This window comes from Pseudoalteromonas sp. ABV4_021, assembly GCF_056159365.1.
Window position 1 is genome coordinate 565,592 of sequence record NZ_JBSWVB010000002.1, and the last position, 24,239, is coordinate 589,830.

At 41.0% G+C, this 24,239-nt stretch carries 21 protein-coding genes; 13 read left to right on the forward strand and 8 right to left on the reverse strand.

Annotated features, from left to right (window positions below; translation table 11 throughout):
• Nucleotides 1–324: 324 nt before the first annotated feature.
• The 4 genes from ACXAFE_RS16845 to ACXAFE_RS16860 all read left to right on the forward strand — a co-directional run bounded on the left by ACXAFE_RS16845 (nucleotide 325) and on the right by ACXAFE_RS16860 (nucleotide 4,126).
• Nucleotides 325–1,437: a carboxypeptidase-like regulatory domain-containing protein gene (locus tag ACXAFE_RS16845; protein ID WP_475155160.1), complete on the forward strand. Its 1,113-nt coding sequence runs from the start codon at nucleotides 325–327 to the stop codon at nucleotides 1,435–1,437.
• A gap of 229 nt (nucleotides 1,438–1,666) precedes the next feature.
• On the forward strand, nucleotides 1,667–2,860 hold the full coding sequence (locus ACXAFE_RS16850) for a hypothetical protein (RefSeq protein WP_475155163.1): 1,194 nt from the start codon (nucleotides 1,667–1,669) through the stop codon (nucleotides 2,858–2,860).
• A 273-nt stretch (nucleotides 2,861–3,133) separates the two neighbouring features.
• Nucleotides 3,134–3,469 carry a 5-carboxymethyl-2-hydroxymuconate Delta-isomerase gene (locus ACXAFE_RS16855; RefSeq protein ID WP_138628433.1) on the forward strand — a complete coding sequence of 112 codons (336 nt, stop codon included), beginning with the start codon at nucleotides 3,134–3,136 and terminating at the stop codon, nucleotides 3,467–3,469.
• Between the two features lie 261 nt (nucleotides 3,470–3,730).
• Entirely contained in the window at nucleotides 3,731–4,126 is a 396-nt protein-coding gene (locus ACXAFE_RS16860; protein WP_475155166.1) for an ExbD/TolR family protein, read from the forward strand.
• 64 nt (nucleotides 4,127–4,190) lie between these two features.
• Here ACXAFE_RS16860 and ACXAFE_RS16865 read toward each other — a convergent pair whose 3' ends face one another.
• Entirely contained in the window at nucleotides 4,191–4,961 is a 771-nt protein-coding gene (locus ACXAFE_RS16865) for an isocitrate lyase/PEP mutase family protein (RefSeq protein ID WP_475155168.1), read from the reverse strand.
• A 125-nt stretch (nucleotides 4,962–5,086) separates the two neighbouring features.
• Here ACXAFE_RS16865 and ACXAFE_RS16870 point away from each other — a divergent pair, with 125 nt between their 5' ends.
• Nucleotides 5,087–6,016 carry a LysR substrate-binding domain-containing protein gene (locus ACXAFE_RS16870; protein WP_475155171.1) on the forward strand — a complete coding sequence of 310 codons (930 nt, stop codon included), beginning with the start codon at nucleotides 5,087–5,089 and terminating at the stop codon, nucleotides 6,014–6,016.
• Nucleotides 6,017–6,034: 18 nt separating this feature from the next.
• Here the strand turns inward: ACXAFE_RS16870 and ACXAFE_RS16875 are convergent, their stop codons facing one another.
• The 4 genes from ACXAFE_RS16875 to ACXAFE_RS16890 all read right to left on the reverse strand — a co-directional run bounded on the left by ACXAFE_RS16875 (nucleotide 6,035) and on the right by ACXAFE_RS16890 (nucleotide 9,419).
• Nucleotides 6,035–6,778, reverse strand: a complete 744-nt coding sequence (locus ACXAFE_RS16875) for a LytR/AlgR family response regulator transcription factor (protein WP_475155174.1) — start codon at nucleotides 6,776–6,778, stop codon at nucleotides 6,035–6,037.
• 5 nt (nucleotides 6,779–6,783) lie between these two features.
• Nucleotides 6,784–7,782, reverse strand: a complete 999-nt coding sequence (locus ACXAFE_RS16880) for a sensor histidine kinase (RefSeq protein WP_475155178.1) — start codon at nucleotides 7,780–7,782, stop codon at nucleotides 6,784–6,786.
• 16 nt (nucleotides 7,783–7,798) lie between these two features.
• On the reverse strand, nucleotides 7,799–8,536 hold the full coding sequence (locus tag ACXAFE_RS16885; protein ID WP_475155184.1) for a hypothetical protein: 738 nt from the start codon (nucleotides 8,534–8,536) through the stop codon (nucleotides 7,799–7,801).
• 193 nt (nucleotides 8,537–8,729) lie between these two features.
• On the reverse strand, nucleotides 8,730–9,419 hold the full coding sequence (locus ACXAFE_RS16890; RefSeq protein ID WP_475155187.1) for a hypothetical protein: 690 nt from the start codon (nucleotides 9,417–9,419) through the stop codon (nucleotides 8,730–8,732).
• A 178-nt stretch (nucleotides 9,420–9,597) separates the two neighbouring features.
• On the opposite strand from ACXAFE_RS16890, the gene ACXAFE_RS16895 reads away from it, so the two are divergent.
• Complete coding sequence (locus ACXAFE_RS16895; RefSeq protein WP_475155192.1) at nucleotides 9,598–10,341, forward strand: substrate-binding periplasmic protein; 744 nt, start codon at nucleotides 9,598–9,600, stop codon at nucleotides 10,339–10,341.
• Nucleotides 10,342–10,362: 21 nt separating this feature from the next.
• Here ACXAFE_RS16895 and ACXAFE_RS16900 read toward each other — a convergent pair whose 3' ends face one another.
• On the reverse strand, nucleotides 10,363–11,160 hold the full coding sequence (locus tag ACXAFE_RS16900) for an AraC family transcriptional regulator (protein ID WP_475155195.1): 798 nt from the start codon (nucleotides 11,158–11,160) through the stop codon (nucleotides 10,363–10,365).
• A 120-nt stretch (nucleotides 11,161–11,280) separates the two neighbouring features.
• Here ACXAFE_RS16900 and ACXAFE_RS16905 point away from each other — a divergent pair, with 120 nt between their 5' ends.
• Nucleotides 11,281–12,453, forward strand: a complete 1,173-nt coding sequence (locus tag ACXAFE_RS16905; protein WP_475155199.1) for an MFS transporter — start codon at nucleotides 11,281–11,283, stop codon at nucleotides 12,451–12,453.
• A 79-nt stretch (nucleotides 12,454–12,532) separates the two neighbouring features.
• Here the strand turns inward: ACXAFE_RS16905 and ACXAFE_RS16910 are convergent, their stop codons facing one another.
• Entirely contained in the window at nucleotides 12,533–12,928 is a 396-nt protein-coding gene (locus ACXAFE_RS16910) for a MerC domain-containing protein (RefSeq protein ID WP_475155203.1), read from the reverse strand.
• Between the two features lie 203 nt (nucleotides 12,929–13,131).
• On the opposite strand from ACXAFE_RS16910, the gene ACXAFE_RS16915 reads away from it, so the two are divergent.
• Nucleotides 13,132–14,646: a serine hydrolase domain-containing protein gene (locus ACXAFE_RS16915; RefSeq protein WP_475155210.1), complete on the forward strand. Its 1,515-nt coding sequence runs from the start codon at nucleotides 13,132–13,134 to the stop codon at nucleotides 14,644–14,646.
• Between the two features lie 54 nt (nucleotides 14,647–14,700).
• Here the strand turns inward: ACXAFE_RS16915 and ACXAFE_RS16920 are convergent, their stop codons facing one another.
• The gene (locus ACXAFE_RS16920) at nucleotides 14,701–15,723 is read right to left on the reverse strand and encodes a LacI family DNA-binding transcriptional regulator (protein ID WP_475155213.1); all 1,023 of its coding nucleotides are present in this window, start codon (nucleotides 15,721–15,723) and stop codon (nucleotides 14,701–14,703) included.
• Between the two features lie 185 nt (nucleotides 15,724–15,908).
• On the opposite strand from ACXAFE_RS16920, the gene ACXAFE_RS16925 reads away from it, so the two are divergent.
• From ACXAFE_RS16925 to ACXAFE_RS16945, 5 genes are read left to right on the forward strand one after another with little or no spacing between them, the layout of a single operon-like run.
• Entirely contained in the window at nucleotides 15,909–18,242 is a 2,334-nt protein-coding gene (locus ACXAFE_RS16925) for a GH92 family glycosyl hydrolase (RefSeq protein WP_475157762.1), read from the forward strand.
• Nucleotides 18,243–18,262: 20 nt separating this feature from the next.
• Entirely contained in the window at nucleotides 18,263–20,788 is a 2,526-nt protein-coding gene (locus tag ACXAFE_RS16930) for a GH92 family glycosyl hydrolase (RefSeq protein WP_475155219.1), read from the forward strand.
• Complete coding sequence (locus ACXAFE_RS16935; protein WP_475155222.1) at nucleotides 20,788–21,996, forward strand: sugar MFS transporter; 1,209 nt, start codon at nucleotides 20,788–20,790, stop codon at nucleotides 21,994–21,996. Before ACXAFE_RS16930 ends, ACXAFE_RS16935 begins: the two co-directional genes overlap by 1 nt.
• On the forward strand, nucleotides 21,993–22,985 hold the full coding sequence (locus tag ACXAFE_RS16940; protein ID WP_475155225.1) for a carbohydrate kinase family protein: 993 nt from the start codon (nucleotides 21,993–21,995) through the stop codon (nucleotides 22,983–22,985). The genes ACXAFE_RS16935 and ACXAFE_RS16940 overlap by 4 nt, the downstream gene beginning before the upstream one ends.
• A 9-nt stretch (nucleotides 22,986–22,994) precedes the next feature.
• On the forward strand, nucleotides 22,995–24,188 hold the full coding sequence (locus ACXAFE_RS16945; protein WP_475155228.1) for an AGE family epimerase/isomerase: 1,194 nt from the start codon (nucleotides 22,995–22,997) through the stop codon (nucleotides 24,186–24,188).
• The last annotated feature ends 51 nt before the right edge of the window (nucleotides 24,189–24,239 follow it).

Sequence of the window (24,239 nt, forward strand, 5' to 3'; positions counted from 1 at the left end):
ATCGTATCCAAAGCCTAATACTTTTTGTTTCCAATAATTAGATGTACGACGAGACCCAAATATGATAAATGGCTTTGACTGCTTAGCCAAACCAGCCGTAAAGTTATACGGTATCATTTCTAAATTAGCACTCACCTTATTGTTATGAAAAATAAAAATTTGAATAAGATTTTTGCTAAACCAACGCTAACTAAAGTATTGTAAACTACAATATATAGCCTCCAAATCCCGCGATATGTATCAATGATTTCATTGAATTTGATAATGGAAGGAGTCTTATAATCTGTTAAGCATCAAAGATGCGAAGGATTCTACAAAAGGAGATTGAAAATAAAAATACAGATTTTGTTAAAAACTATGTTAATGGCCATTGCTTTAGTCATAGCAGGCTGTGGAGGAAGCGGGAATGAAAAAAACGATGTTCCAAATCCAACGAACAACACACCACCAACTATTTCTGGTATAAACGAGAGCTATATTGTTCCCGCATTAGGTGACCTGATAATAAAAGCTAGTGTATCAGACGCAGATAATGATGCTTTGAGCATTATCTGGGAGCAGACTTCAGGAACTCCTTTGTGGCAGGTGCAACCTACAGACTCTGAACTCTCCTTAAAAATGCCGCTAGACAATGGCTTAGAACAAATTTTTGAAGTAAAAGCAATTGTCAATGATGGAAAGGAGAATGTTTCATATACTACGACTATCACAGTTCCCACATCTACAGCTCAGATTATTAATGATGTATCCGAACATGATGGTTCTTATTCAGAAGAAGCCCCCGATTCCGATCTAATTTTAACAATTGAGAGTATTAATTCACGAGGTGTCTTAGAAGCATCAGCCAATAAATTTGAAATTAATTTTTCATCCAATACAGAAGCAGCTCTTAAGTTTGACGAAGAGACCGAGATTACTTTGCACTCAGGTGAAGCGGTGAAAATTACAGATTTTTTTAACTTTGATGAAACAAACAACTTATTGTATGTGAAAGAAGAAAGTCTTTTTAACTTCACAAGCCTACTACAGCAAACTAATGATTTAATTGAGCTTGGTATTAGCGGCTATGATTCATATGGGTTTGATATTTCTAAAGAAATTAGTTTTTATTATGGCTACGGCGTGATCAAAGGCACTTTAGTTGATGAAAATGGAAATGCTTATGGAGGATTGGAAGGCGAAACGATTGAAGTCAGGGGAGGATTTAATAGCAAAACCTATAATGCCATTATCAAAGCAGATAGTACTTTTGAATTTATTGATTTACCTGCAGACACATATAATGTCAACCTTCTGACAAGCGACTCTAAAATCGCTGTCAGCTCTGTGCTAATCGACTTTAGTTCACCTAATATTGAAATTTCCCCACAAGTAATTGATTTACAAAACGCTGATACTAATTCTGATGTTAAGGCGAAAAATTCTCTGCTACCCTAAAAGCATCCCCAGAGCGCCTTCAGTATCATTACGCTAAAGAGCATTCTTTCGGCAAAAAAGAACTTCAGCTAAAAACTGTTGATGAAGAACTAATTGGAACGATTACTGCGACAAGTGCGTCTCAAGGGGTGTCTGTTTTAAAAAAGAAACATTCGTAATACCTAAAGAAATTACTGAAATTAAAGTTGTTTCGACAGTAACGTCAACTGAATTTCCTGAATGGACAACCGTGCAGAGTGAGTATAACGATGCTTGGCAATATAGCTATCTAATTGGAACCAGAACAAAATTCAAACAAGGAAACGTAAATTCTACACACGCCAGTGCTGGCACTATATCGAACTCTGAAGTATACGAAGTCAATAAAAACCCTAATGCTCCCGCAGAAAAGGTTACTCTATTTGCTAGCGCAACAAATATTGGCGATGATGTAGTTCCAACATCTGTGACATTAGAAATCTACCAAGCTGGCGAGGAACTATCTATTAAAGAGTTTAGGCACAAGGAAGGCCTGGGGTTAGGAAAAACTGGTCGTTGGCATATCGGTGTTGGTCCGAGTACTCATAAGCAATGGACGGCAACAATTGTATATTCTCCAGAAGAAAGTGATCTGAATAAAGCAGAATGTAAATTTAAGACTGCAACTCAAGAGTTTTTAATCGATAATTTTAATATTGTAAAAAAGAACCCTGGTCAAGCTGAGATTGAAATGGGGTTTTCAGGTATTACTGTACCTTCACTAGGAAACACACATGGAAAAATTGAATGTGATTTTGAAGCAATTAATAGCAAAAATAATGTAATATCAACAAGTCAGCCGTCAATCATGGAAATGGCAGCAGGTAAAGATAGTTTAATTCCTTTAACTCGCTATTCAACAGGTTCTAGATATGGTTCGCGTGATATCGGCCAAGATGATTGGATGCGTGCAAACACTCTTCAATATATGAGCAATAGCAGGCTAGTATATAACGATGCTTCAAGAGAACATGGTGGGTGCTATGTAAGTGATGCAAATTATACTTCATACAACAAGAACACTAGTTGCTCTAAAGCCATTCGTGACCATAATTCTCATAGAGATGGAACTTCAGTTGATACCCGTTACCCAACAAAAACTATGAATAATCCAATCATAAATCTAAGATCCAAGCTTGGAGAGACAGTAAATAACCCTGCTGTTGCAAAAGAGGTTAAAGACTGGGTCATGGAAGCAAGAGGTGCAATTGACAATATCACTTCGAGTACAAGCGTTAAAAAGGTATATGTTGCCAAACAGATGTGGTTAAAAACTTTGTTGAATAAGGGAAAAGATGAAAATGGTAATTTGGTAGATGGTTTAACACCTTGGAGCACTAAGTCTCCCAAAGTAGAACATTATAAAGGCCATAGCAATCATATCCACATAGAGTTCTACCCTTAATAATCAACCCTAAAACACATCTCTCAGGAGCAGGTAAACCAACAATTTTTCTGGACTTAACTACCAAAAAGTCTCGGAAAGGGGCAACTGCCCTGAGATAGCCATTAAGTTTAAGGACGTTCTTAGAAACTTGAATGTTTCATTAATAAGCACCTAAGCTATTTGCGAATACTACTCGAAATGGCTGTGTTTGAGTCGAAACTCATCCTTTTTAACAAAAAAATACTGGCCCGATAGCTGGGCATTTTGCAAAATTAAGTACAGGAGAATCTAATGCCACATTGCGTAATTGAGCATTCTGATGATATTGATGGAAATATGTTAATTGAAGCTGTTCATAAAGGGGCGTTAGCGTCTGAATTGTTTGAACCGACGGGCAGCGATATCAAAGTGAGGGCGACTTCATTTTCAGAGTACAAAACTGGCGTTGTCGACCTTAACTTTGTGCATGTCACACTTAAAATACTCTCAGGGCGCACAGTCGAACAAAAAACGATGCTATCAAATACGGTATTAAGTAACTTGCGCAGCCTTTCATTAACGAATTGTTCAATCTCAGTGGAAGTGCAAGATATTGACCGCGCTAGCTATGCAAAAGTAATTGTGTAAGGCTTGCGAATTTTACAAGCGAAACTGTTAGCGTGTAGTCCATAAAACACGGCACTATCAGTTTCGCAACGTTAATAAATCTCACCGCGTATCAGTTTTTCTAGCCATTTTCTAAATATCCAACCCTCTTACTAACGTGTAACTAATCAGTACAACTAAAATGTAACCAAACATTAATATTAACAATGGGTTAAATAGCAGGTTACAACTCTTGCCTAGGCTTAAGTTGATGGAAAAATAACAATCAACGAGGAGTCTAACATGACCAAACACAAGGTAAATACGCATAACGCAGAAGTAGATATGAACCCAATGCTGGATATTGTGTTTATCCTGCTTATCTTTTTTATTGTCACCTCTAGCTTTAATCGGCCAACTGCGCTTGATTTAAACCGTATGAAAGAAAACAAACAAACGCTTACGCAAACAGTTACACCGCAATTTCATATCACCGAAGATAATCGTGTAATGCTAAATAATAAGCAAATTGACCCACATTCAATCGCCATAAATTTGGCTCGGCTCGATGCCAATGGCGACATTACCGCTATTTCAGTAACTGCCGATAAAGAAAGCACGCATAACACCTTAGTGCATTTGTTAAATGAAATTAAAGGCTATACCTCAGCACCAGTATCACTGGGCAGCGCACTATAAAATTTAAAGGCTAACCGTATGGTTAGCCTTGTTTCACACAGCAAATATTACCCAAACTGTTAAATTAACCAAAAAGTGCTGTAAAGCGTTTTTGTTTGTTTATTGTTGATAAAAGTGTCGATAAATTAGTTTGATGCTTCTCAAACACAAAATTACCCATACTAATACGATTTACTCCTAGCTTCGCTAGCGTATCAAAATCAGCTAGATCTGGCATACACATCACATTTAACGGTAGTGATACACACTCGCCTACTTTTGAAATCTCGTTAAGGTCAGTAATGCACGGTACAAACAGCCCCGTTGCGCCAACTGCCTGATAGAGCTGCCCACGTTTAATGGTTTCTTGTAGTTTATCGTCGCACTCTAAAATATAAGTATCAGTGCGCACATTTATAAACACATCACAGTTATGTTGTTTTAATACCTGTTGAATGTGTGAAAGAAAACTGGCGAACTCATCTGCATTTTTGAGCACTCGGGTACCATTATTCACCTTGCTGTCTTCAATATTTATACCTACGACACCGAGGTTTACAAGTCGCATAATATTGGCTGCAACCGCTTCTGGATCATCGCTATAACCAGATTCCAAATCGACCGTCAGTGGTAAATCGGTATTTACTAAAATCCGTTCAACAACCATCAGTAACGTTTCAAACAGCATGCTTTCGCCATCTTCATAGCCAAATTGAGCGGCAACCGCAGCACTTGATGTACCAATAGCACTAAAACCCGCGTGTTTTGCTGCGAGCGCGCTAGGTACATCCCACACGTTAGCTATTAATACTGCTGTTTCACCAAAATGGAGTTGATTGAAGTGTGTATAAGTCATTATGTTTTCCTAACTAAATAAATGTTAGGCGTAGTGTGCGTAATGGAGTGTTACTAAACCAACGATATAAATCGACTTGCACTATAAGATAAACTTATAATACTAAAAAACGATAACCTAAAGTCATGTTTAAAAACCTACCTAACCTAAAGTTATTACGTACGTTTGAAGCAGCTGCACGCCACCAAAGTTATGGCTTGGCTGCGCAAGAGTTATGTATTTCACAAGCCGCAGTTAGCCAACAAATGCGAATGTTAGAGCAAGCTATAGGTATTACATTGTTTAACAGACAAAACAAAAACATGGTACTGACAAAACACGGTAAGCGCTTCTATACGGCCACATTTAACGCACTCAATACAGTGCAAACGGCACTTAATACACTTCGCGAAAACGACCTATTTGGAAGTTTAACCATTACTTCCACTGTGGCATTTACTAACTTATGGCTAATGCCTAGGCTTAGTAAATTTGCAAATTTATATCCCAACATTCAAATAAACGTGGTGCCATCACCTAATTTCGAAGACTTAGCTAACAGCGATATTGATTTAGCAATTCGATTTGGGCAAACAGTAGAGCAGCATACGCCTAAAAATTATCTATGCGAACAGTTTAGTGAGGATAAGGTGCTGCCAGTGTGTGCTGTGTCGCTTCAGCAACAACAGAGGTTTAGTAAAGCAAGCGATCTATTGAGCACTTGGCTTGTAAGTTTAGATAAACCCAACCCTTATGATTGGGCAAAGTGGTTTGAGTCACAAAGTAACCTAAACTATCAAACTCATAATAAATGGACCTATGTGCCAAGTACCGATATGGCAATCAACGCTGTGCTAAACGGTCATGGATTTACCTTAGCAGCAGAGTACTTATGCAAAGAACTAATTGCACAGAACAAATTATGTGTGCCGATTAATATTGCGCACCCAAACACAGTAAAGCGCTATTTTGTTTACCCTACAGCGCTTAAAAGTAATCAACGACTTGCTGCGTTTACAGCGTGGCTAAAAAGTGAAATGAGTTCAACGGGTCACGACAACCCACCTAGTACGTGAAATCCAATCTGTGCACCGTTAACTGGCTAGCCACTTTTTAAACTCGCTAGTGCGTGTTTTGCTGGTGATAAGGGGTTCGTTAATGTGACTTACGTTTACTGCCAGCGTTTCTTTGCCGTAGTTTTCAAATGACGTAACAAAATGAATATTCACAATATCACTGCGATTCAGTCTGAAAAAGTGCTCGGGGTTAAGGTCAGCTTCAAGCTCGGTCATCGAATTGCCCGATAACAAATGATGATTGCCCGCACTATCGTAAGCCGAAAGTACGCCCGACGCAGCGCGAATGCATACCACATCTTCTACATTTAAAATGCTTACGGCATTGGCGTGTTTCAGCAAAAAGCGGGATTTATAGCGCTTTGTGCTTTGATTTTGAATTAGCTGCTTGGTTTGAGTTAAATTTGCTTTTAACGACTCATAATTTGTCATCGCATTTTTAAAGCGCTTATAGGTAAAAGGCTTTAATAAGTATGCGATGCCTTGGTTATCGAAAGCCTCAGTCCAAAATGCGTTATACGAGGTCGTAAAAATAACGGGGCACGGTAAATCAATTTCTTCAAAGGCGTTAAATACTTGGCCATCGAGCAATTCAATATCAGAAAAAATCAGGTCAACTTCGGGTTCTGTTTGAAAAAACGCGATTACATCGGCAACCTTGTCGCATATTTTTAGCACATTGGCATTGGCATCAAAGCGCGTGACGTAATTAACCAGTTTTTCCGCGGCCAGCGGCTCGTCTTCAATAATGACAATATTCATGCTACTTAAACTCCAAGAGGCAATGTGAGTGAAAAATGACCGTCGCTTTCATCTACTAAAATAGATTGGTTAAAAATGGCTTGGCACTGGGCATTTAAATGCGTCAAACCGATTTTGCTCGAGTGTGCTTTAAACTTTTTTAAGCGAAGCGGGTTTGTAATTACGATGCAATCGCTTTGAATATCTATCGTGATCTCAAGCGGGTTATCGCTACTCGCTGCGTTATGTTTTACCACATTTTCAATGGCAAGTTGCAGTGCGCACGGAATAATTTCAGATGTGTTTGTCCCCTCGCCTTGTGTCACATTGAGCGTGTAAGCACAATTAAAGCGTGTATTAATAAGTGCCATATAATGGTTAGCAAACGCCAATTCATGGCTAAGTGGCACTAAATTTTTTGACTTATGTTCAAGAATATAACGATAAATATCGCTGAACTGAGCTAAATATTCTTCTGCCTCATCGGGATCTTTCACAATTAAGGCCGACAATACATTTAAGTTATTAAATAAAAAATGCGGGTCGATATGCTGTTGCAAGGTTTTTACTTGGCTATCGAGCAAGGCTTTGTCTTTTTTCGCCAAAATTAATTGCTGCCTTTGTAGTCGTGTTACCAACTCAAAAGCCAGCGAATAAGCCCCCACTAACGCATGTAACAAGGCATTCATACCAAGTGTTGCAACCATATGCATGCTATCGACTTGCTGAATGCCAATGGCAGTTTCAAGTGCTAAAACAAGCAAAGTCACTAAGGTACTAAACACTAAGTTACTGACAAAAAAAACTTTAGCAATGTGCGCCGTAATTGAGCTGTTACCTTGTTTTACAACGCGATAAACCTTGAGGGTTAGCCACTGAGCAATCACGCACTGCAAAAATATCCAAAACGGCGCATCTAAATGAATATTAAGGCTTTGCCCATTCGGGGTTGTTAATAGTGCTGCGTAAAGCACTATTAACAATGAAAATACAAATAGAACCAGATAGTTAATTGCCTTTGGCACGTGCGTATTCCTATTATTATTGTTCGGCGGTTTCTGGAAGGCGCATAATAACCTTTCCATTGGCATCTAAAAACTCTAGTTTGGCTTCACCGTCTTTCGTTACAACCATTTGAATACGTTTTTTACCATCCGCATCATTTAATTGCAGGCGGGAATCACCATTTAGCGTGCCGTAAAATGCGCGGCGTGCACCGAGTAATTTATTCTCAACCATGTACTTTTCAATTTCATTCATGGTTTTTGTATCGCCCGCTTTTTGCGCTTCCATAAAGCGGTTGGTCATGTCAAAGTCCATCGCACTGTCAGGTCTATCCATCACGGTTAAGCCGGTGATCATGTAGTCATCCATTTCAATGTGTTGCATCATTAAAGTTTGATCTTGATTGTAACGGTCAAATGACATGTGCAAGCCGTGATTTACTTTGTCATTTACCTTTTCGCCGCGAAACACAAAGCCACCATTTTCTGTGCCTTCATCGTTATAGAAGATCATACCTGGGCGCGGTGAATTGTGTTTAAACACTTCTTTACCTTGCTTAATGGCACCTGGCGATTTATCTGAGTTAGCGAGTACCATGCGGTTATAACCATTTTTCTCTACAATGTTTAAGCGCTCGACACTAATTTCTTCAAATTCAGCTACCGTTGGCTTGGCAAGGCCAACATAGCCCGCCAGTGAAACTAAGCCAATGCTAAGTGCTGCGTTAATGCGTTTTTGTACAGTAAGTTGTTTTTCTACGTTGTTGTTATTCATGTTGTTATCTCGTTGTTAGTCGTTATGAGCTGATAGGGTCTAGACTAACCACAAAAACATCGCGTTTTAATGCAAAAACAACAAGTGGGGGAAAAATAAGAATTAACAGGGGGAAAAATCAAATAAATGATTTTCCCACCCGTAAAAGCCGAGAATTGACCAGATGAAAATGGAAATTCGTGCTTAAAAACCGCTAGTTAATATAAATAATCAAGAATTCACAGTTTAGAATATGTTTTTTTGATATTTGTTTTGTGGGCTTATACACATCAGCGGGGCGCGGGCCTAAATGCGTTTGTTTTTCTTCCTTTGCCAACTTAAATGTTTGGCTTATTTCTTTAAAAACGACTGTAAGATGATTATTCTCGAATAACCATTGGCCGCTAAGTGTGTCGATTTTATCGCTGCCATCGCCTAATAGTTCATATTCTAAAACCGCTTGCCCGTCTTTGTTAAGCGCGAGTGTGCCGTCGGCAACATCACAATACTGCGTACGTAAATAAGGCGGCAGGTCAACTTGCCCCTCGGTACCTGGTTTACGTAAATACAGCCCTAAATGTGCTTTGGAATAATAATGATTGCCTTCGCTAAAGCGAAATTCGCGCGATGTTTTATGGCCGTTCGCCAAAAGCCAATTATCAAGCAGCGCAATCACCTCTGGCTGATTGTAGGTTGGGTTTAAGGCAAGCGATGCATCAGGAAACATCGCAGGCAGTGGAATATCGCTTAACACCACATCTATTTTTTGCTTTACCAGTTGCTCGCTCAGGCTACTTTTTAAGGCAGCAACTTCACTTTTAGAGTAGCCCTTTGTCACCAGGTGCAATTGTGTATTGGCACACGCAGTTAAAAATACACACAATAAGAGCGTTAAATATTTCATATACATCCTTTTAATTACAAATGTAATCTTAAACCCAATAATTACACATGTAATCCTTTGCTTCAAACAATTATTTCCACTATTGTGATTCAACGCAAAAAAGTAGTCATTTTTGATTTAAAGCAACCCATGCTTGAGGTAGGCTATTACTTTACGTTTAGTTGTTGTGACCGCCCTTATGCTCAAGTATGTTTGTTTAGCACTGGTTCTTTTTGCATGTGATGTGTTTTCATGTGACGTTACCGTGCGAGTTGAGCAATATTCTGCACAATCACAGAAAGTTACGGGCCGCTGGCAAGGGCTCGATGTTGAACTAGCCGAGCTATTATTAAATGAAGCACACTGTGAATTCGATTTTGTCGATTTACCTTGGGCGCGCTCGCTTAAGTTGCTCGAAAATGGTGAAATTGATTTGATGATGTCGGTCACTAAAACCGACGAGCGCGAGCAGTTTGCCTACTTTGTTGGTCCGCAACGTTTTGAAACCTTAGTATTTGTTAGCCCACCCATGAGTGAAGAAATCACCCAAGTAACACAGCTTTTTTCGCTAAATAACCCCGTTGCTATTCAAACAGGGTCTTTCTACGGTGAAGCCTTTATGAACACCTTGGCACAGTCTGAGCGGAATAAAGATAAAATTGTTTGGGTGACAAATAATCAAACCAAAGCCATTCTATTAAAATCGCAGCGTATTTCAGGATACCTTGAGGCTAAACTCAATATCATGTTTGAACAACAACAAGGCACGGCAATGCCAAACTTGAAAATTCATCCGCTTATTGTAAATAAGGCTGCGGTTTATTTTGCGTTCAGCAAGCAGAGCGTATCACCTGCGCTTGTTAGCAAACTAAAACAAGCGTTTTTGGTGCTGCAAAAAAGCGGGAAAATTGACGCTATCTTGGCTAAATACGGTGCTAAGTAATCACAAAACCCATACCCTAAGTCAGCTCTTATTTACGTGATGTGATTTTACATAGGCATTTGGGGCGACACCAAAATAATGTTTAAATGCGGTGTTAAATGCCGACACCGATTCAAACCCCAGCTCATGTGCAATATCTTGCTGACGATATCCAGCTTCTAATAACTCTACGGCTTTAAATGCTTTAAGCTTTTGTTTCCACTGTGAAAAGCCCATATTCATTTGCTTATTGAACAAACGACTGAGCGTACGGCTTGATGCACCCACTTTTTCACCCCACTGTTCAATGGTCATTTTGTTTCCCGGATTAGCTAAAAGCTCACTGATAATTGGCATTAAGCGTACATCTTCACTTAGTGGCATCACAAAGTTAGTTTCTTTGGCAAGTTCAATACGGTCAATAAACACATCGATAAAACGCTGAGTTTTATCATCTAATTGATAGTCATCTTGCCATGTGCAGATCTCTAAAATAAGCGCACGAAGTACACTATCTACTTCAATTGATTTGGCAGATGTGCCTAAGCGCTCGGTATACTCTTCATCAATATAGACACTGCGAAATTTACCGCCGTAGCGACAAAAACTTTCATGCTCAAGCCCAGGTGGCAGCCAAAGTGCTTGCTGGGGCGGAATAATAAATTTGCCTTCGGGCGTAAAAAGCGTAAGTACGCCATTACTGGTATAAGCAAGCTGTCCCCACGTATGTTTATGGGTTTTTACATGCTCCCACGGCGGCATATTGGTGGCTCTTGGCAACACTGGTCTGCCAAGGATTTTCTTTTTAAAGCGAGAAGGAGTTGAGCGCCATTGGTTCATTAATGAGTATTATAATTTTGTCTGATTTTATAAATAGAATGTCATATATTCGATAACATGACAAAGCATTACTGCTTTACACTTTTATCGTTCTTATTCAAAACCGACAGGAGCGTCACTTTGCTTAACGCTATCAAATCTTATAAAGCCAGTCCCTTTAGCTTTTTAGCTATTGCCGGTGCAGTAATGGCATTTACCTTTTCAACGTGGAATGCGCTGTTAAATAACTTTGCGATTGAAGCCGCTAATTTTAACGGCGCCAACATAGGCATGTTGCAGTCACTTCGAGAAATACCGGGGTTTCTTGCCTTTACTGCGGTGTTTGTATTACTGGTATTAAAAGAGCAAACCTTTGCACTTATTTCTCTCGCGCTATTAGTAATCGGTGTAGCACTTACGGGGCTATTTCCAACAGTTTATGGTTTATACGCAACCACAGTACTTATGTCGATTGGTTTTCACTACTATGAGACGATTAATCAATCACTGAGTTTGCAGTGGTTTAGTAAAGAAGAAGCGCCTGAAAAGCTCGGTAAGTTGCTGTCTATCAAATCAATTGCATCACTGTGTGCATTTACCATTATTTGGTTCTTGTTTACCTTTATGGCAACCTCGTATCAATTTGTTTATTTGTTTGTTGGTGGAATTGGCTTACTTGCGACACTTTGGCTTTGGCTCTCACACCCACACTTTCAGCAACACGCTGCACAAAACAAAAAACTGATTTTAAGAAAAGAATATACCCTCTTCTATTTACTCACTTTTTTCTCAGGTGCAAGGCGTCAAATTTTCATGGTGTTTGCAGGCTTTTTAATGGTTGAAAAATTTGGTTACGGCGTTGCTGAAATTTCAGCGCTTTATATGCTTAACCATCTACTGAATATATTTATTGCACCAAAAATTGGCAAAATGATCGGTAAGATTGGCGAGCAGCGCGCATTATCAATCGAATATATTGGACTAATATTTGTATTTATTGGTTATGCTATTGTCGAAAGTGCAACCGGCGCTGCTGTGTTATATGTGATTGACCATATCTTTTTTGCGATGGCAATTGCCATTAAAACCTACTTCCAGAAAATCGCTCGCCCTGAAGACATTGCCGCAACGGCTGGCGTAAGTTTTACCATCAACCATATTGCTGCAGTAATTATTCCAGCAAGCTTTGGTTTAGTGTGGCTTTACGATAATTCACTGGTCTTTTACTTTGGTGCTGTGCTTGCGTTTTGTTCACTGATATTAAGTCAGTTTATTAACCCACATTTGGCACGAAAAGAAGTAACGTTGGTGTAACTTCTTTTGTAATCGCTACGTGTTAAGCATTTAAATATTTTAGATAATTAGCACGTATATCATGTTTTAAAGCGAGAGTTTATTCGGGACACGTTTGATGGCTACATTCAAGTTGTTTACACAAACGATAATTTTGAATGTGTCCAATAATTACAAAAAGCGACCCAATCAAGGTTAATCCTTTTTCAAAGAATTCACCAAAATCATGGCCAAATGATATTGCAGTAATTAAGAGTAATAACCCACTTAAGCCCCAGCCTAATACACGCCATGCTTTATGTCGTCTACAGCCCATAAACAACGCACTACAACTGGTTAATAACACTGCCACAACCAGCATTTGATGAAATGCTTCGTCAGCAAGCGTTTGTAAACCAATTGAAGGGATAAGCACAATACCTATTGGCAGCAATAAGCAGTGCACGATACACAATGAAGAAATACTAATGGCTAATTTATCTAAACGTTGTTGCACAAAATGATTCTCATCACAGATAATGAGATAATATAACATATCTATTTTAGTTATCAATAAGGATTATGGATCCTGCCCTAAAAGTGCAAAAGCACACTTACACAAAGCAACAGTTTCTCACAAAGCCTCACTAACACTTACAGAAAACCGAAACTGTGCGTTTTATAGTCTATTTACTGTTACTTTTTATCAAGGAATATAGAATGAAACACACGCTATTTTTAATCACATTTACACTATTAGTCACTGGCTGCGGCGGCTCATCAAAAAAAGACGATGATGTTGTAATAACCCCGCCCTCAGCATTAATACAACAAGCAGAACAAGATCGTATCAATAATAATGCGGGCGCAATCTCAGTTGCCATTTACCACAAAGGCGAAGTTGTATTTGCTGATGCGGTTGGCAATAAGCAGCCAAATAGTACCGAAAAAGCTGATAAAAACACCCTTTTTCAAATTGGCTCTACCACCAAAGTACTTACCAACATTGCAACTCTTCAACTTGTTGAACAAAATCGTTTAGCACTAAACGACAAACTCGTTGATCACCTGCCCAATATAAACTTTCCTGCTGAGCACGATGCTTTTTGGCAAGCAATTGAACTTGAATGGTTAATGACTCACAAGGGTGCATTTGAAGATGACTATGAAGGTATTAGTGAAGATTCAGATTTAATTTCGTTTATGCGCGATGAATACACCATTGATAATGGTGTGCTTAACCAACCTGGTCTTTTCTACAACTACTCAAACCCTAACTATTCATATTTAGGTGCTGTTATCGCGTTAGAAAGTGGGCTTGATTATGCAAGCTATGTTGAGCAAGAAGTGCTTACCCCCCTCGCTATGACACGTTCAACATTTTCAAATGAAAAAGTAAAAGCCGATGGTAATTTTGCGCTTAGTATTAATGACGCTAATGATCAAATTAAAAAGCATACCAGTATTGATGAATTACTTAGCTCAGAAGTAGTATTACCTGCAGGTGGCAATACCTGGTCAACACCAACAGAGATGCTTAATTTGGCAAAGCTCTTACTTCAAGGTAATGAAAATGTGCTTACACAGGCATCCTCACAAACACTTACCGACAAACACGTGTTAATCCCCAACCCGATGCCTGTTCATTATGGCTATGGCATGTTTGTAAGCGATGGTTTTATGTATGACAACAAATGGTACCCAATTAGGCATTTTGAACACGGTGGCAATGCTAATGCTTACACCAGCTTGTTTTATGTATTTCCAGATCATGACTTAGCAGTTTCAGTGCTTAGCAGCGGTGAATCAGATAACTTATCAGGTACATTGATTGCAGCGCTTAAACATGTAAATGTGCTGCCAGAAGCACAGCCGTTTGAATTACCAGCGGTTAACACAGAGTTATTCGATAAATTCGCTGGTGAATACACCATTTATGGTTTGGATTTAACCATTACAAACATATCGGACAAGCTACAGGTATCCATGCCTGCGCTTGACGCACAAGGGGTAACTTATAGCGAAACTCTCACGCCTGTCTCTGCTAATATGTTTGTTTTAACACTGAATGAGCAACAACTAGCTTTTAATTTTGTCTCAACTGATGAAGGGCAAAGCTATGACTACTTTGTGAGTCGGCAAGCCGTTGCAACACGTAAATCGATTAACACCCGTGTTGAGCTAAATTCACATAATGCGTTACAACTAAACAAGCTTCTCAAAACTAACGACTAATGATCAATAACTATCAGCCGAGACTCTCTCGGCTGATGTTTAACGCGCTTAAACTTAAGAGCTACGCTCAATTAGGCTAACAGGTACTTGTTTTAAGTTTTCCGGCTCATCGCCTTTTAAGATTTCACACACCGCTTTGGCTATATCGTCCGCGTCAATTTTAACTGTACTTAGCGGCACACTCATTAGTTTAGAGTCGTCTAAATCATCAAAACCAATAACGCCAATATCCGTACCTGGTTTAATATTTTGTTCGGCTAAATATTCCATCACACCGTATGCCACAATATCGTTAAAACACATAACCGATTCAATTGAAGGTACTTTTTCTAAGCACATCGACATCGCCAATCGACCACCTTGACGGTTAGTCGCACTATTAAATACCCAAGAGCTTACATCTGGGTGTTCATTTATGGCGTTGTTAAATCCCAATAATCGTTGATGGTAATCCGAAATCGCATCATCCCCACCAATAAACGCAATGTGCTTATGGCCGCGTTTTATTAGTGCTTTGGTGGCGGTGTAAACCCCCTTTTCATTATCAGGAAGTACGCAGGGTATGGTGCTGCCGCTTACTTGACGCATAATACTCACCACTTGAGTTTGCAGCTCTTCAAGCCACTGTGCTTCAGTATTGGGTGCAGGACAAATAATAAAGGCTTTAACCCGATATTCTTTCAGTTTCGCAACAATTTGCGTTTGTGTTTCTACATCTTCACTGGTGTTAACTAGCGTTGCCATTAGCCCCAGCTGACGTATATGTTTTTCAAGCGCCACCGCCAATTTGGCCGAATAGGGGTTGGTTAAATCGTTAATAACAATGGCCACTAAGTCCGATGATTTACTGCGCATGGCCGCAGCGTCACGATTATAGACATAACCGGTTTCTTCAATCGCCTTTAGCACTTTGTCTTTTGCTTTCGCACTTGCTTTTTCACTGCCGCGTAAAACTAACGATACAGTTGATTTAGACACCCCAGCAACGCGGGCAACATCATGAACTGTAACGGATTTTTTATCCTGTTGAGGTGACGCTTTTAGTGATTTATTTAATGAGGAGGTGTGATTTACCACTCAGCTTACCAGCTATAAATTTCGTTATTATGGCTTGTATTCTAACAAACTGATCAGTATATTCAAATTAAAATTGGAACGTTCCACTTTTGTTTTTTTTCGGCATGAGGCACACAATGAAAACAATAAGCCAGCACTGGCAACGTACAAAAAACACCGCTTTTTCTCTGTTTGCAAGCGGTGCAATGATGCTCACACTTCCCTGTGCATTTGCAAATACCCAATATGTAGACCCGTTTATTGGCACCGGTGGTGATGGCCATACGTTTCCAGGTGCCGTTGTACCCTTTGGCATGGTGCAGTTAAGCCCAGATACCGATTCGGTGTTTCGCGGTGTTGACCCTCAACCAGAAATTTACAAGCGCTGCGCGGGTTATCATTATGATGACACCACCATTGTTGGCTTTTCGCATACTCATTTTAGTGGCACAGGGCATTCAGATTTAGGTGATTTACTGATGATGCCTATTACCGGAGAGGTAAAACTAGATGCGGGCACAGCCAAAAAGCCTGATTCAGGTTACCGCTCACGCTTTAACCATGAAAATGAAATTGCGAAACCTGGCTATTACCAAGTCTTACTTGAAGACTACAAAGTAAATGCTGAATTAACCGCCACCTCGCGTGTAGGCATGCATAAATACACCTTTAAAGAACACGATAAAGGCAGCGTACTACTCGATTTAACCCATGGTATTTATAACTTTAAAAACAAAGTAATTTGGAGCGATGTGCGCGTAATCAACGACCGCACTATTTTAGCGTACCGTGCAACCAATGGTTGGGCGAATAATCGTCAAATGTACTTTGCCATCGAGTTTTCTAAGCCTTTTAAAGACATTGAACTAATTAACCTCGATAACAACCGTTATCGCTGTAATGGCTGTTTAAGCGAAGGAAGCGGTAAAAAGCCATCAACCATAGTTAATTACAAAATTCCAGAAGCCGCAGGCAAAGCCCTTAAAGTCGTCGCTGATTTTGATAATTTAAAAGGCAACCCGCTATTGGTTAAAGTGGGGATTTCGGCGGTGAGCAAGTCCAATGCCCTTGAAAATTTAAACAGTGAAATTCCTCATTGGGATTTTAACAAAGTAGTTAAACAAGCTGACGATGTTTGGCATAAATCCCTCGATAAATTTGAAATTGAAGGCTCGCTTTCACAAAAACGCCAGTTTTTCACCTCACTCTATCATGCGCTGCAAGCGCCAAGTGTGTATCAAGACGTTAACGGCCAATACCGCGGTGTTGATGGTGAAATCCACCAAGCAAAAGATCACACCCATTACACCTTGTTTTCGCTTTGGGATACTTACCGCGCACTTCATCCGCTCTTAACGTATGTTGCGCCTGATAAAGTATCAGACATGATTGCTTCGATGCTTGATCACTATCAGCAAAGTTATGACAAAATGCTACCCATTTGGTCATTCCACGGCCACGAAACTTGGACCATGATTGGCTATCATGCGGTATCGGTTATTTCCGACGCCTACCTAAAAGGTATTCGTGATTTTGATGTTGCCCTAGCTAAAGAAGCGATTTTAGCAACCGCAAACCACCCTCATTACGATGCGATTCCAGAATACAAACACTATGGCTATGTACCACTTGATGTATTACCCGAATCAACCTCGATTACCCTAGAATACGCTTACGATGATTATGCCATTGGCCAATTTTTAACAGCACTTGGCGATAACGAACTTGCAGCTGAGTATTATGAGCGCGCGACTTATTATCAAAATGTATTCGACCCAAGCGTTAAATTTATGCGTGGTCGCATGAAAGATGGTTCTTGGAACCCAGACTTTGACCCACAAGAAGCCAAATACATGGGCGCATTTACCGAAGGAAACAGCTATCAATACAGCTTTTATGTGCCACAAGATGTGCACGGTTTAATTAACTTAAAAGGTGGCGATAAAGCCTTTATTGCACGCCTTGATGAGCTTTTTGAAACGGAACTTGCCTATGAAAAAATCAAAGAGCATGAAGACATTGCGGGTTTAATTGGCCAATACGCTCATGGTAACGAGCCAAGCCATCATATCGCTTATTTATACAATTACGCAGGCGAGCCGTGGCGTACACAAGCGCGTATTCGCCAAATTATGGATACCCTATCATCAGATAAACCTGACGGCCTTGCTGGGAATGACGATGTGGGTCAAATGTCAGCGTGGTATATCTTCTCGGCAATGGGTTTTTACCCTGTTGCACCGGGTGATTTAAGTTATGCGCTCGGTGCACCACAGTTGCCAAAAATTACTTTAAAACTTGCCAATAAAAAGCAATTTACCGTGCTTGCAAAGAACCTATCGAAAGATAACAAATTTGTAAGCCAAGTATCACTAAATGGCAAACCATTAAATCGCAGTTACATTACGCACGACGATATTATCTCAGGTGGCACCCTTGAATTCACCATGTCTGCAAAACCAAATAAAACCTTTGGCAATGCGCTATCGTCGCGTCCACCGTCACTTAGCAACCCGAAAAACCCAAATACTTTGCATTAAAATTTTAATAAGAAATAACTATGAAACAGATTTTCTCTCGTTCATTGATGCTATTAACCCCGCTGCTGGCGCTTAGCGCCTGTGGCACGCATCACGCTGATACCAGCAAAAGTGAAAAAAGCGCCACAGCACAAACCGATTATGCGCAAAACCCCGCACAATTTGTAAACCCGTTTATTGGCACCAAAGGCCCATTTAACCATCGCCAAGCAGCAAACGTAGTACCTGGCGCGGTTAAGCCGTTTGGGATGTTTAACTTTGGTCCAGAGCATGCGTATACCAAAGAGCTGATGGCTGAAAGTGAAGGCATTAGTAAACGTATCAACGAAGATAATGTGCGCATTCCCGTTTCGCCCGGTGGCTATAACTGGCAAGCAACGCGCTTAAAAGGCTTTTCATTTACCCGTTTATCGGGCACAGGCTGTTTAGGTGCATCAGGTGATGTACCAGTGCTGCCTTTTAATCAAGCAATTAAGCACTCCCCAGCAAGCGATAAAATTAATGCCTACTATGGCGCTAATTTTAGCCACGACGATGAAACGGCTATTCCAGGTTATTACCAAGTAGGGCTAGATTCAGGCATAGATGTGCGGTTAGCTGCCACCGACCGCACTGGTATTGCTGAATTTACGTTTGCCTCAAAAGAGCAGGCAAAACTTATTTTTAGAACAGCGTACTCGCAACTCGGCAGTGGCGATGCATTTACCAAAGTCGATGTTGCCAAAGGCGAAGTGTCAGGTTATGTGACAAGTGGTAACTTCTGTGGCTACCTTGGCGAATACAACCGCCGCGATTACTACACACTGCATTTTGTTGCCAAAATTGACGCGCCAATTACCGGCAGTGGCGCGTATGTCGACGACACAGTCTCACCAAATGCGACCTCAAGTAAAGGCGGTATGGGTTACGGCGACACCGGCGTACCTGAGTGGGGCAAAGGCTCTGGCCTTTGGGTTGATTTAGACGTCAACGCAAATGAGCCGGTTACCATGCGTGTGGGGATTTCTTATGTAAGCCTTGAAAATGCCCGTGAAAACCTTGAAAAAGAGCAAAGTAACCAAAGCTTTTCACAAGTGAAAGATAACGCCTATGCCGCATGGAATGACGCCCTTGGTCGCGTAAAAATAAAATCAAGCGACAGCGACTTATTAACCACGTTTTATACGGCGCTGTTTCACAGCCAATTCCACCCTAATATTTTTAGTGATGTAAATGGTGAGTACCGCGGTTTTGACCAACAAGTTCACACCGTTAGCGCTAATCAAACGGCGCAGTATGCCAATTTCTCTGGTTGGGATGTCTATCGCTCGCAGCTGCAATTAATTAGCTTAACCCACCCAAATGTGGCAAGCGACATTGCTCAGTCACTGTTTAATCAAGCCAATCAGTTTAACGGCATTTGGGATAGGTGGACCCATAACAATGGCCCAACAGGGGTAATGAGTGGCGACCCTTCAACCATTGCGATTGCCAACTTTAAAGCCTTTGGCGCCGATAAATTTGATGTTGCAGGGGCTTATCAATCGCTTTACAAAGCGGCTACAGAGCCTACCGAATATGATTTATCAAACGTCGGCTGCCCGGTATTTTGTCGCGGTCAAAAGCCATCACTGGATGAATGGTTAAGCCTTAATTACTTATCAGATCAATCTAATTCATGGGAAGGTGCGAGCGAAACGCTAGAGCAAGTATCCGCTGATTTTGCACTTTCACAACTTGCAGCGCGTCTTGGCAATACTAAACACAGCCAAATGCTGCTTGAACGTTCAAGCTACTGGAAAAACCTTTACAACCCAAATGCCACAGAGCAATTAGGTTATATTCAAGGGCGCAATCAAGACGGCAGCTGGAAAGAAAAATTCGACCCATTTAGCGGTCACCTGTTTGTTGAAGGCAGCCCAGCGCAATATTTATGGATGCTGCCTTTTGACGGCCAAGGCCTAAACGAATTACTAGGAGGCGATGAGGTAATGGCATCACGCTTAGATAACCACTTCCGTAAACCCGATGGTAGCTGGGTGCTGTATCGCGATTCAGCCGAATATGCTGATGTTTCAAACCAGCCATCAATTGCGACTCCGTGGATGTATTTGTATACCGGTAAAGCCTATAAAACGCAGCAAACTGTGCGCGAAACCATGAAGCAACTATGGCATAACACGGTATCTGGCATTCCAGGGCAAGATGATTTAGGGCAAATGTCGTCATGGTATGTGTTCTCAGCCCTTGGCATGTACCCGTTTTATCCAGGTCGCGCCGATATGGTGCTTTCAAGCCCAGCGTTTGAAAAAGCACAAATTGGCAATATTAGCATTAGCGCACCAAACGCAAGCACAGATCATATTTACATTAAATCACTCAAGGTAAATGGTAAGCCATCAATGCAAAGCTGGATTAACGAAAACCATGTCAACGCACCACAACACCTTGAATTTACCCTAGGTACAACACCAAATAAGGCGTTTGGCCGAGCACAAGCACACCGCCCGCCGTCGTTTTCAGCATCATCAACGGTTGCAACTCAGCTTGTTGGAGATAGCAAGTAATGGCCAAGCAAATTAATCAAACCATGGCGTTTTACGCCATGACCAGCTTGTTTTTTATTTGGGGTTTTATCACCGCGCTAAATGATATTTTAATCCCCTTTTTAAAAGCAGAGTTTTCACTTAGCTATACCCAAGCCATGCTGGTGCAGTTTTGCTTTTTTGGCGCTTACTTTTTAGTATCGCCACTAGCTGGCCGCGTGGTTGCCAAATTTGGCTATCGTAATGGCGTGTTTATTGGCTTATCAACTCTTGCCCTTGGCTGTCTGCTGTTTATTCCGGCAGCCAGCATTAAAGAATATGCGCTATTTTTAGCCGCATTGTTTGTACTTGCAGGCGGTATTACCGTGCTGCAAGTATCAGCCAACCCCTATGTAAATTGTTTAGGGGAAGAAAAACATGCTGCAAGTCGCTTAAACCTCGCACAGGCGATTAACTCACTTGGCCATACTGCAGGGCCATTGTTTGGTACTTATTTTATTTTGTCAGCAACATCACAAGGTGCGGGCGCCGAGCAAGTGCAACAGCCCTATTTTTTAATCGCCTTAGCTGCCATTACCATTGCCTGCCGCTTTAAGTTTATTGAGCTACCTAAGCTTGATTTTGAAGAGCAAACTTCTACCCAAACAAAAGAGTCGATTTGGCAACATAAACACCTTGTTTTAGGCGCACTTGGCATCTTTTTATATGTGGGTGCTGAAGTATCAATAGGCGGCTTTTTAGTAAACTATTTTGAATCACCTGAAATCGGTGGCTTAACCACTGCACAGGCAGGCCATATGGTGGCCTATTATTGGGGTGGCGCGATGATTGGCCGCTTTATTGGCTCTGCGTTAATGCGTCAATTCTCGCCAAGTTATGTACTCGCCTTCAATGCCATTATGGCGGTTGTGCTGTTAATTGTTACGGTATTTAGCAGCGGCAAAATCGCGATGTGGAGCGTACTGGCTGTTGGCTTTTTTAACTCGATTATGTTCCCAACCATCTTTAGTTTAGCTATTCGCGGTTTAGGGCAACTTACTGCAAAAGGTTCGGGGCTACTGTGCCAAGCGATTGTCGGTGGTGCGGTGTTCCCACTAATCCAAGCGGTTGTTGCTGATGCATTGTCAGTGCAGCTTAGCTTTTTAGTGCCCGTATTGGCGTATCTGTATATTGTGTTTTTTGCCATTAGCCAGCACCGGGTTAACACTCAAAAGGAGTTACCAGCATGAGCAAGGTGATCTGTTACGGTGAAGCCTTGATTGATTTTCTACAAATACATCAACAATCACAAGATGGCATTAATTTATCGGATTACCGCCAGTTTCCAGGCGGTGCTCCGGCAAACGCAGCGGTTGCCCTTGCCAAACTCGATGGTAAAGCGCATTTTGTGGGGCAAGTAGGTGATGATCAATTTGGCCATTTTTTAATAAAAAATCTTCGTCATTATGGTGTAAATACCGACTGTGCGCTTATTCATAAAAGTGCCCCAACACCACTTGCGTTTGTGCATTTAGATGAGCACGGTGAACGCAGTTTTACCTTTATGCGAAAAGACAGCGCCGACTTAAAACTGCGCCCAGAAGAAATCAAATCACAGTGGTTTAAACACGCTTCATTAGTTCATTTTTGTAGTAATACGCTCACTGAAAAAAACGCTGTAAACACCACAAAAGCAGTACTGGAACAGGCAAGCGCAAACAATTTAACCATCTGTTTTGATGTCAATTTACGCGCTAATTTATGGCCAAATTCAGCACTTAATATCGCACTTATTAATGAATTTGTTGAAAAGGCGCATGTGGTGAAATTTGCTCGTGAAGAGTTTGAACTGCTTTGTCAGAATCAGCGAGAAGATTATATAAACCGCTGTTTTAACGGCAATTGCGAGTTGCTACTTATCACAAATGGTGGTGACGACATTGAATACATAACCAAACATTACCGAGGCAGCATTAGCCCAGCCAAAGCAAAGGTGGTTGATACCACCGCAGGCGGCGATGGGTTTATAGGTGCAATTTTGTATTTATTAAGTGAGCGCATCACCTTAGACGCACTTTTAAACAACGAAAACGCGCTTAAAAGCGCCATTGCATTTGCAAGTTGTGGCGGTGCGCTTGCCGTAAGTCGTCAAGGCGCATTCCCTGCACTGCCCTCATTAAACGAGGTAGACACCCTTTTTAACCAGCAATTTAGCGCCCTCACCAGCGCATTTTTTTAGAGAACGCACGTGAACTTTTATAACGCTGATTTTTTAATACATCACAGCCAGTCAATTGTTAACTTTTATACCGACCGATGTGTCGATAACGACCTTGGCGGCTATTACCAAAACTATTTAGACGATGGCACCTTGTTTAATTCGGGGTTTCGTCAACTAGTGAGCAGTACACGCATGGTAATCAACTTTTGCCGCGCCGCTAAGCATTTTAAAAACAACGAGTATTTAAACTTTGCAAGGCATGGCCTTGATTATATTGAAACCCATCACTGGATTGCAAAGACCAAGCAATACGCGTGGACGCTTGACGATAACAAACCTAAGGATATGACCCAGCAAGCCTATGGTTATGCCTTTGTGTTACTGTGCTACGCCCACTGTTACAAAGCGGGCGTGATATCATCTGATAGAAAGATTAATGAAACCTTTGAACTGCTCGAATCGCGTTTTTGGCAAGCCAATGAAGGCATTTACGCCGATACCATTTACGCAAACGGCGAGTTATGTGAATACCGCGGCCAAAATGCCAATATGCATATTTGCGAAGCGCTTATTAGTGCCTACAGTGCAACCAATGAACGCCGTTATTTAAAACGTGCAGAGCATCTTGCCGAGCGTTTTTGTTTTGAACTATCAGCCCATAGCAATGTCTTAGTGTACGAGCACTTTACCCCTGAACTTTTGCCTGATTTTGATTACAACAAAGACGATGCCAAAAACCTGTATCGCCCGTGGGGGTTTCAACCTGGCCATCAAACAGAATGGGCAAAACTATTACTGCAGATTAACTATTTTGAAGCAAAACCTAAGTTTGTTGAAAAAGCGCAGCACTTATTTGATGTTGCTTTTGCCAACGCATGGGATAACGCCCATGGCGGTTTAGTGTATGGCTTTGATACGCATTACGCCACCTGCGACAGTGACAAATACTTTTGGGTGCAAGCCGAAAGCTTTGCAGCCGCAGCATTACTTTTTGATGCAACACAAAACAATGCTTACTTAACCCATTACAACGCCCTTTGGCAGTATTGCTGGCAGCATTTTGTCGACCATGACCATGGTGCGTGGTATCGCGTATTAAAAGAAAACAATCAAAAATACAGTGATAAAAAAAGCGAAGCAGGCGCTAAGTGCGACTATCACACGCTCGGCGCGTGTTTTGATGTATTGGAATTTACCACCAACCCGTTTCCAACCAATTAACACATTCCCCCAATGTGCCTCAAAGCCAAGCATTGTGCTTGGCTTTTTTAA

Excerpts from the sequence above, each read along its gene's own strand:
- ACXAFE_RS16855 (WP_138628433.1), top strand. The coding sequence starts at position 3,134 with ATGCCACATTGCGTAATTGAGCATTCTGATGATATTGATGGAAATATG.
- ACXAFE_RS16860 (WP_475155166.1), top strand. The coding sequence starts at position 3,731 with ATGACCAAACACAAGGTAAATACGCATAACGCAGAAGTAGATATGAAC.
- ACXAFE_RS16865 (WP_475155168.1), bottom strand. The coding sequence starts at position 4,961 with ATGACTTATACACACTTCAATCAACTCCATTTTGGTGAAACAGCAGTA.
- ACXAFE_RS16870 (WP_475155171.1), top strand. The coding sequence starts at position 5,087 with ATGTTTAAAAACCTACCTAACCTAAAGTTATTACGTACGTTTGAAGCA.
- ACXAFE_RS16875 (WP_475155174.1), bottom strand. The coding sequence starts at position 6,778 with ATGAATATTGTCATTATTGAAGACGAGCCGCTGGCCGCGGAAAAACTG.
- ACXAFE_RS16885 (WP_475155184.1), bottom strand. The coding sequence starts at position 8,536 with ATGAATAACAACAACGTAGAAAAACAACTTACTGTACAAAAACGCATT.
- ACXAFE_RS16890 (WP_475155187.1), bottom strand. The coding sequence starts at position 9,419 with ATGAAATATTTAACGCTCTTATTGTGTGTATTTTTAACTGCGTGTGCC.
- ACXAFE_RS16895 (WP_475155192.1), top strand. The coding sequence starts at position 9,598 with ATGCTCAAGTATGTTTGTTTAGCACTGGTTCTTTTTGCATGTGATGTG.
- ACXAFE_RS16900 (WP_475155195.1), bottom strand. The coding sequence starts at position 11,160 with ATGAACCAATGGCGCTCAACTCCTTCTCGCTTTAAAAAGAAAATCCTT.
- ACXAFE_RS16915 (WP_475155210.1), top strand. The coding sequence starts at position 13,132 with ATGAAACACACGCTATTTTTAATCACATTTACACTATTAGTCACTGGC.
- ACXAFE_RS16925 (WP_475157762.1), top strand. The coding sequence starts at position 15,909 with ATGATGCTCACACTTCCCTGTGCATTTGCAAATACCCAATATGTAGAC.
- ACXAFE_RS16930 (WP_475155219.1), top strand. The coding sequence starts at position 18,263 with ATGAAACAGATTTTCTCTCGTTCATTGATGCTATTAACCCCGCTGCTG.
- ACXAFE_RS16935 (WP_475155222.1), top strand. The coding sequence starts at position 20,788 with ATGGCCAAGCAAATTAATCAAACCATGGCGTTTTACGCCATGACCAGC.
- ACXAFE_RS16940 (WP_475155225.1), top strand. The coding sequence starts at position 21,993 with ATGAGCAAGGTGATCTGTTACGGTGAAGCCTTGATTGATTTTCTACAA.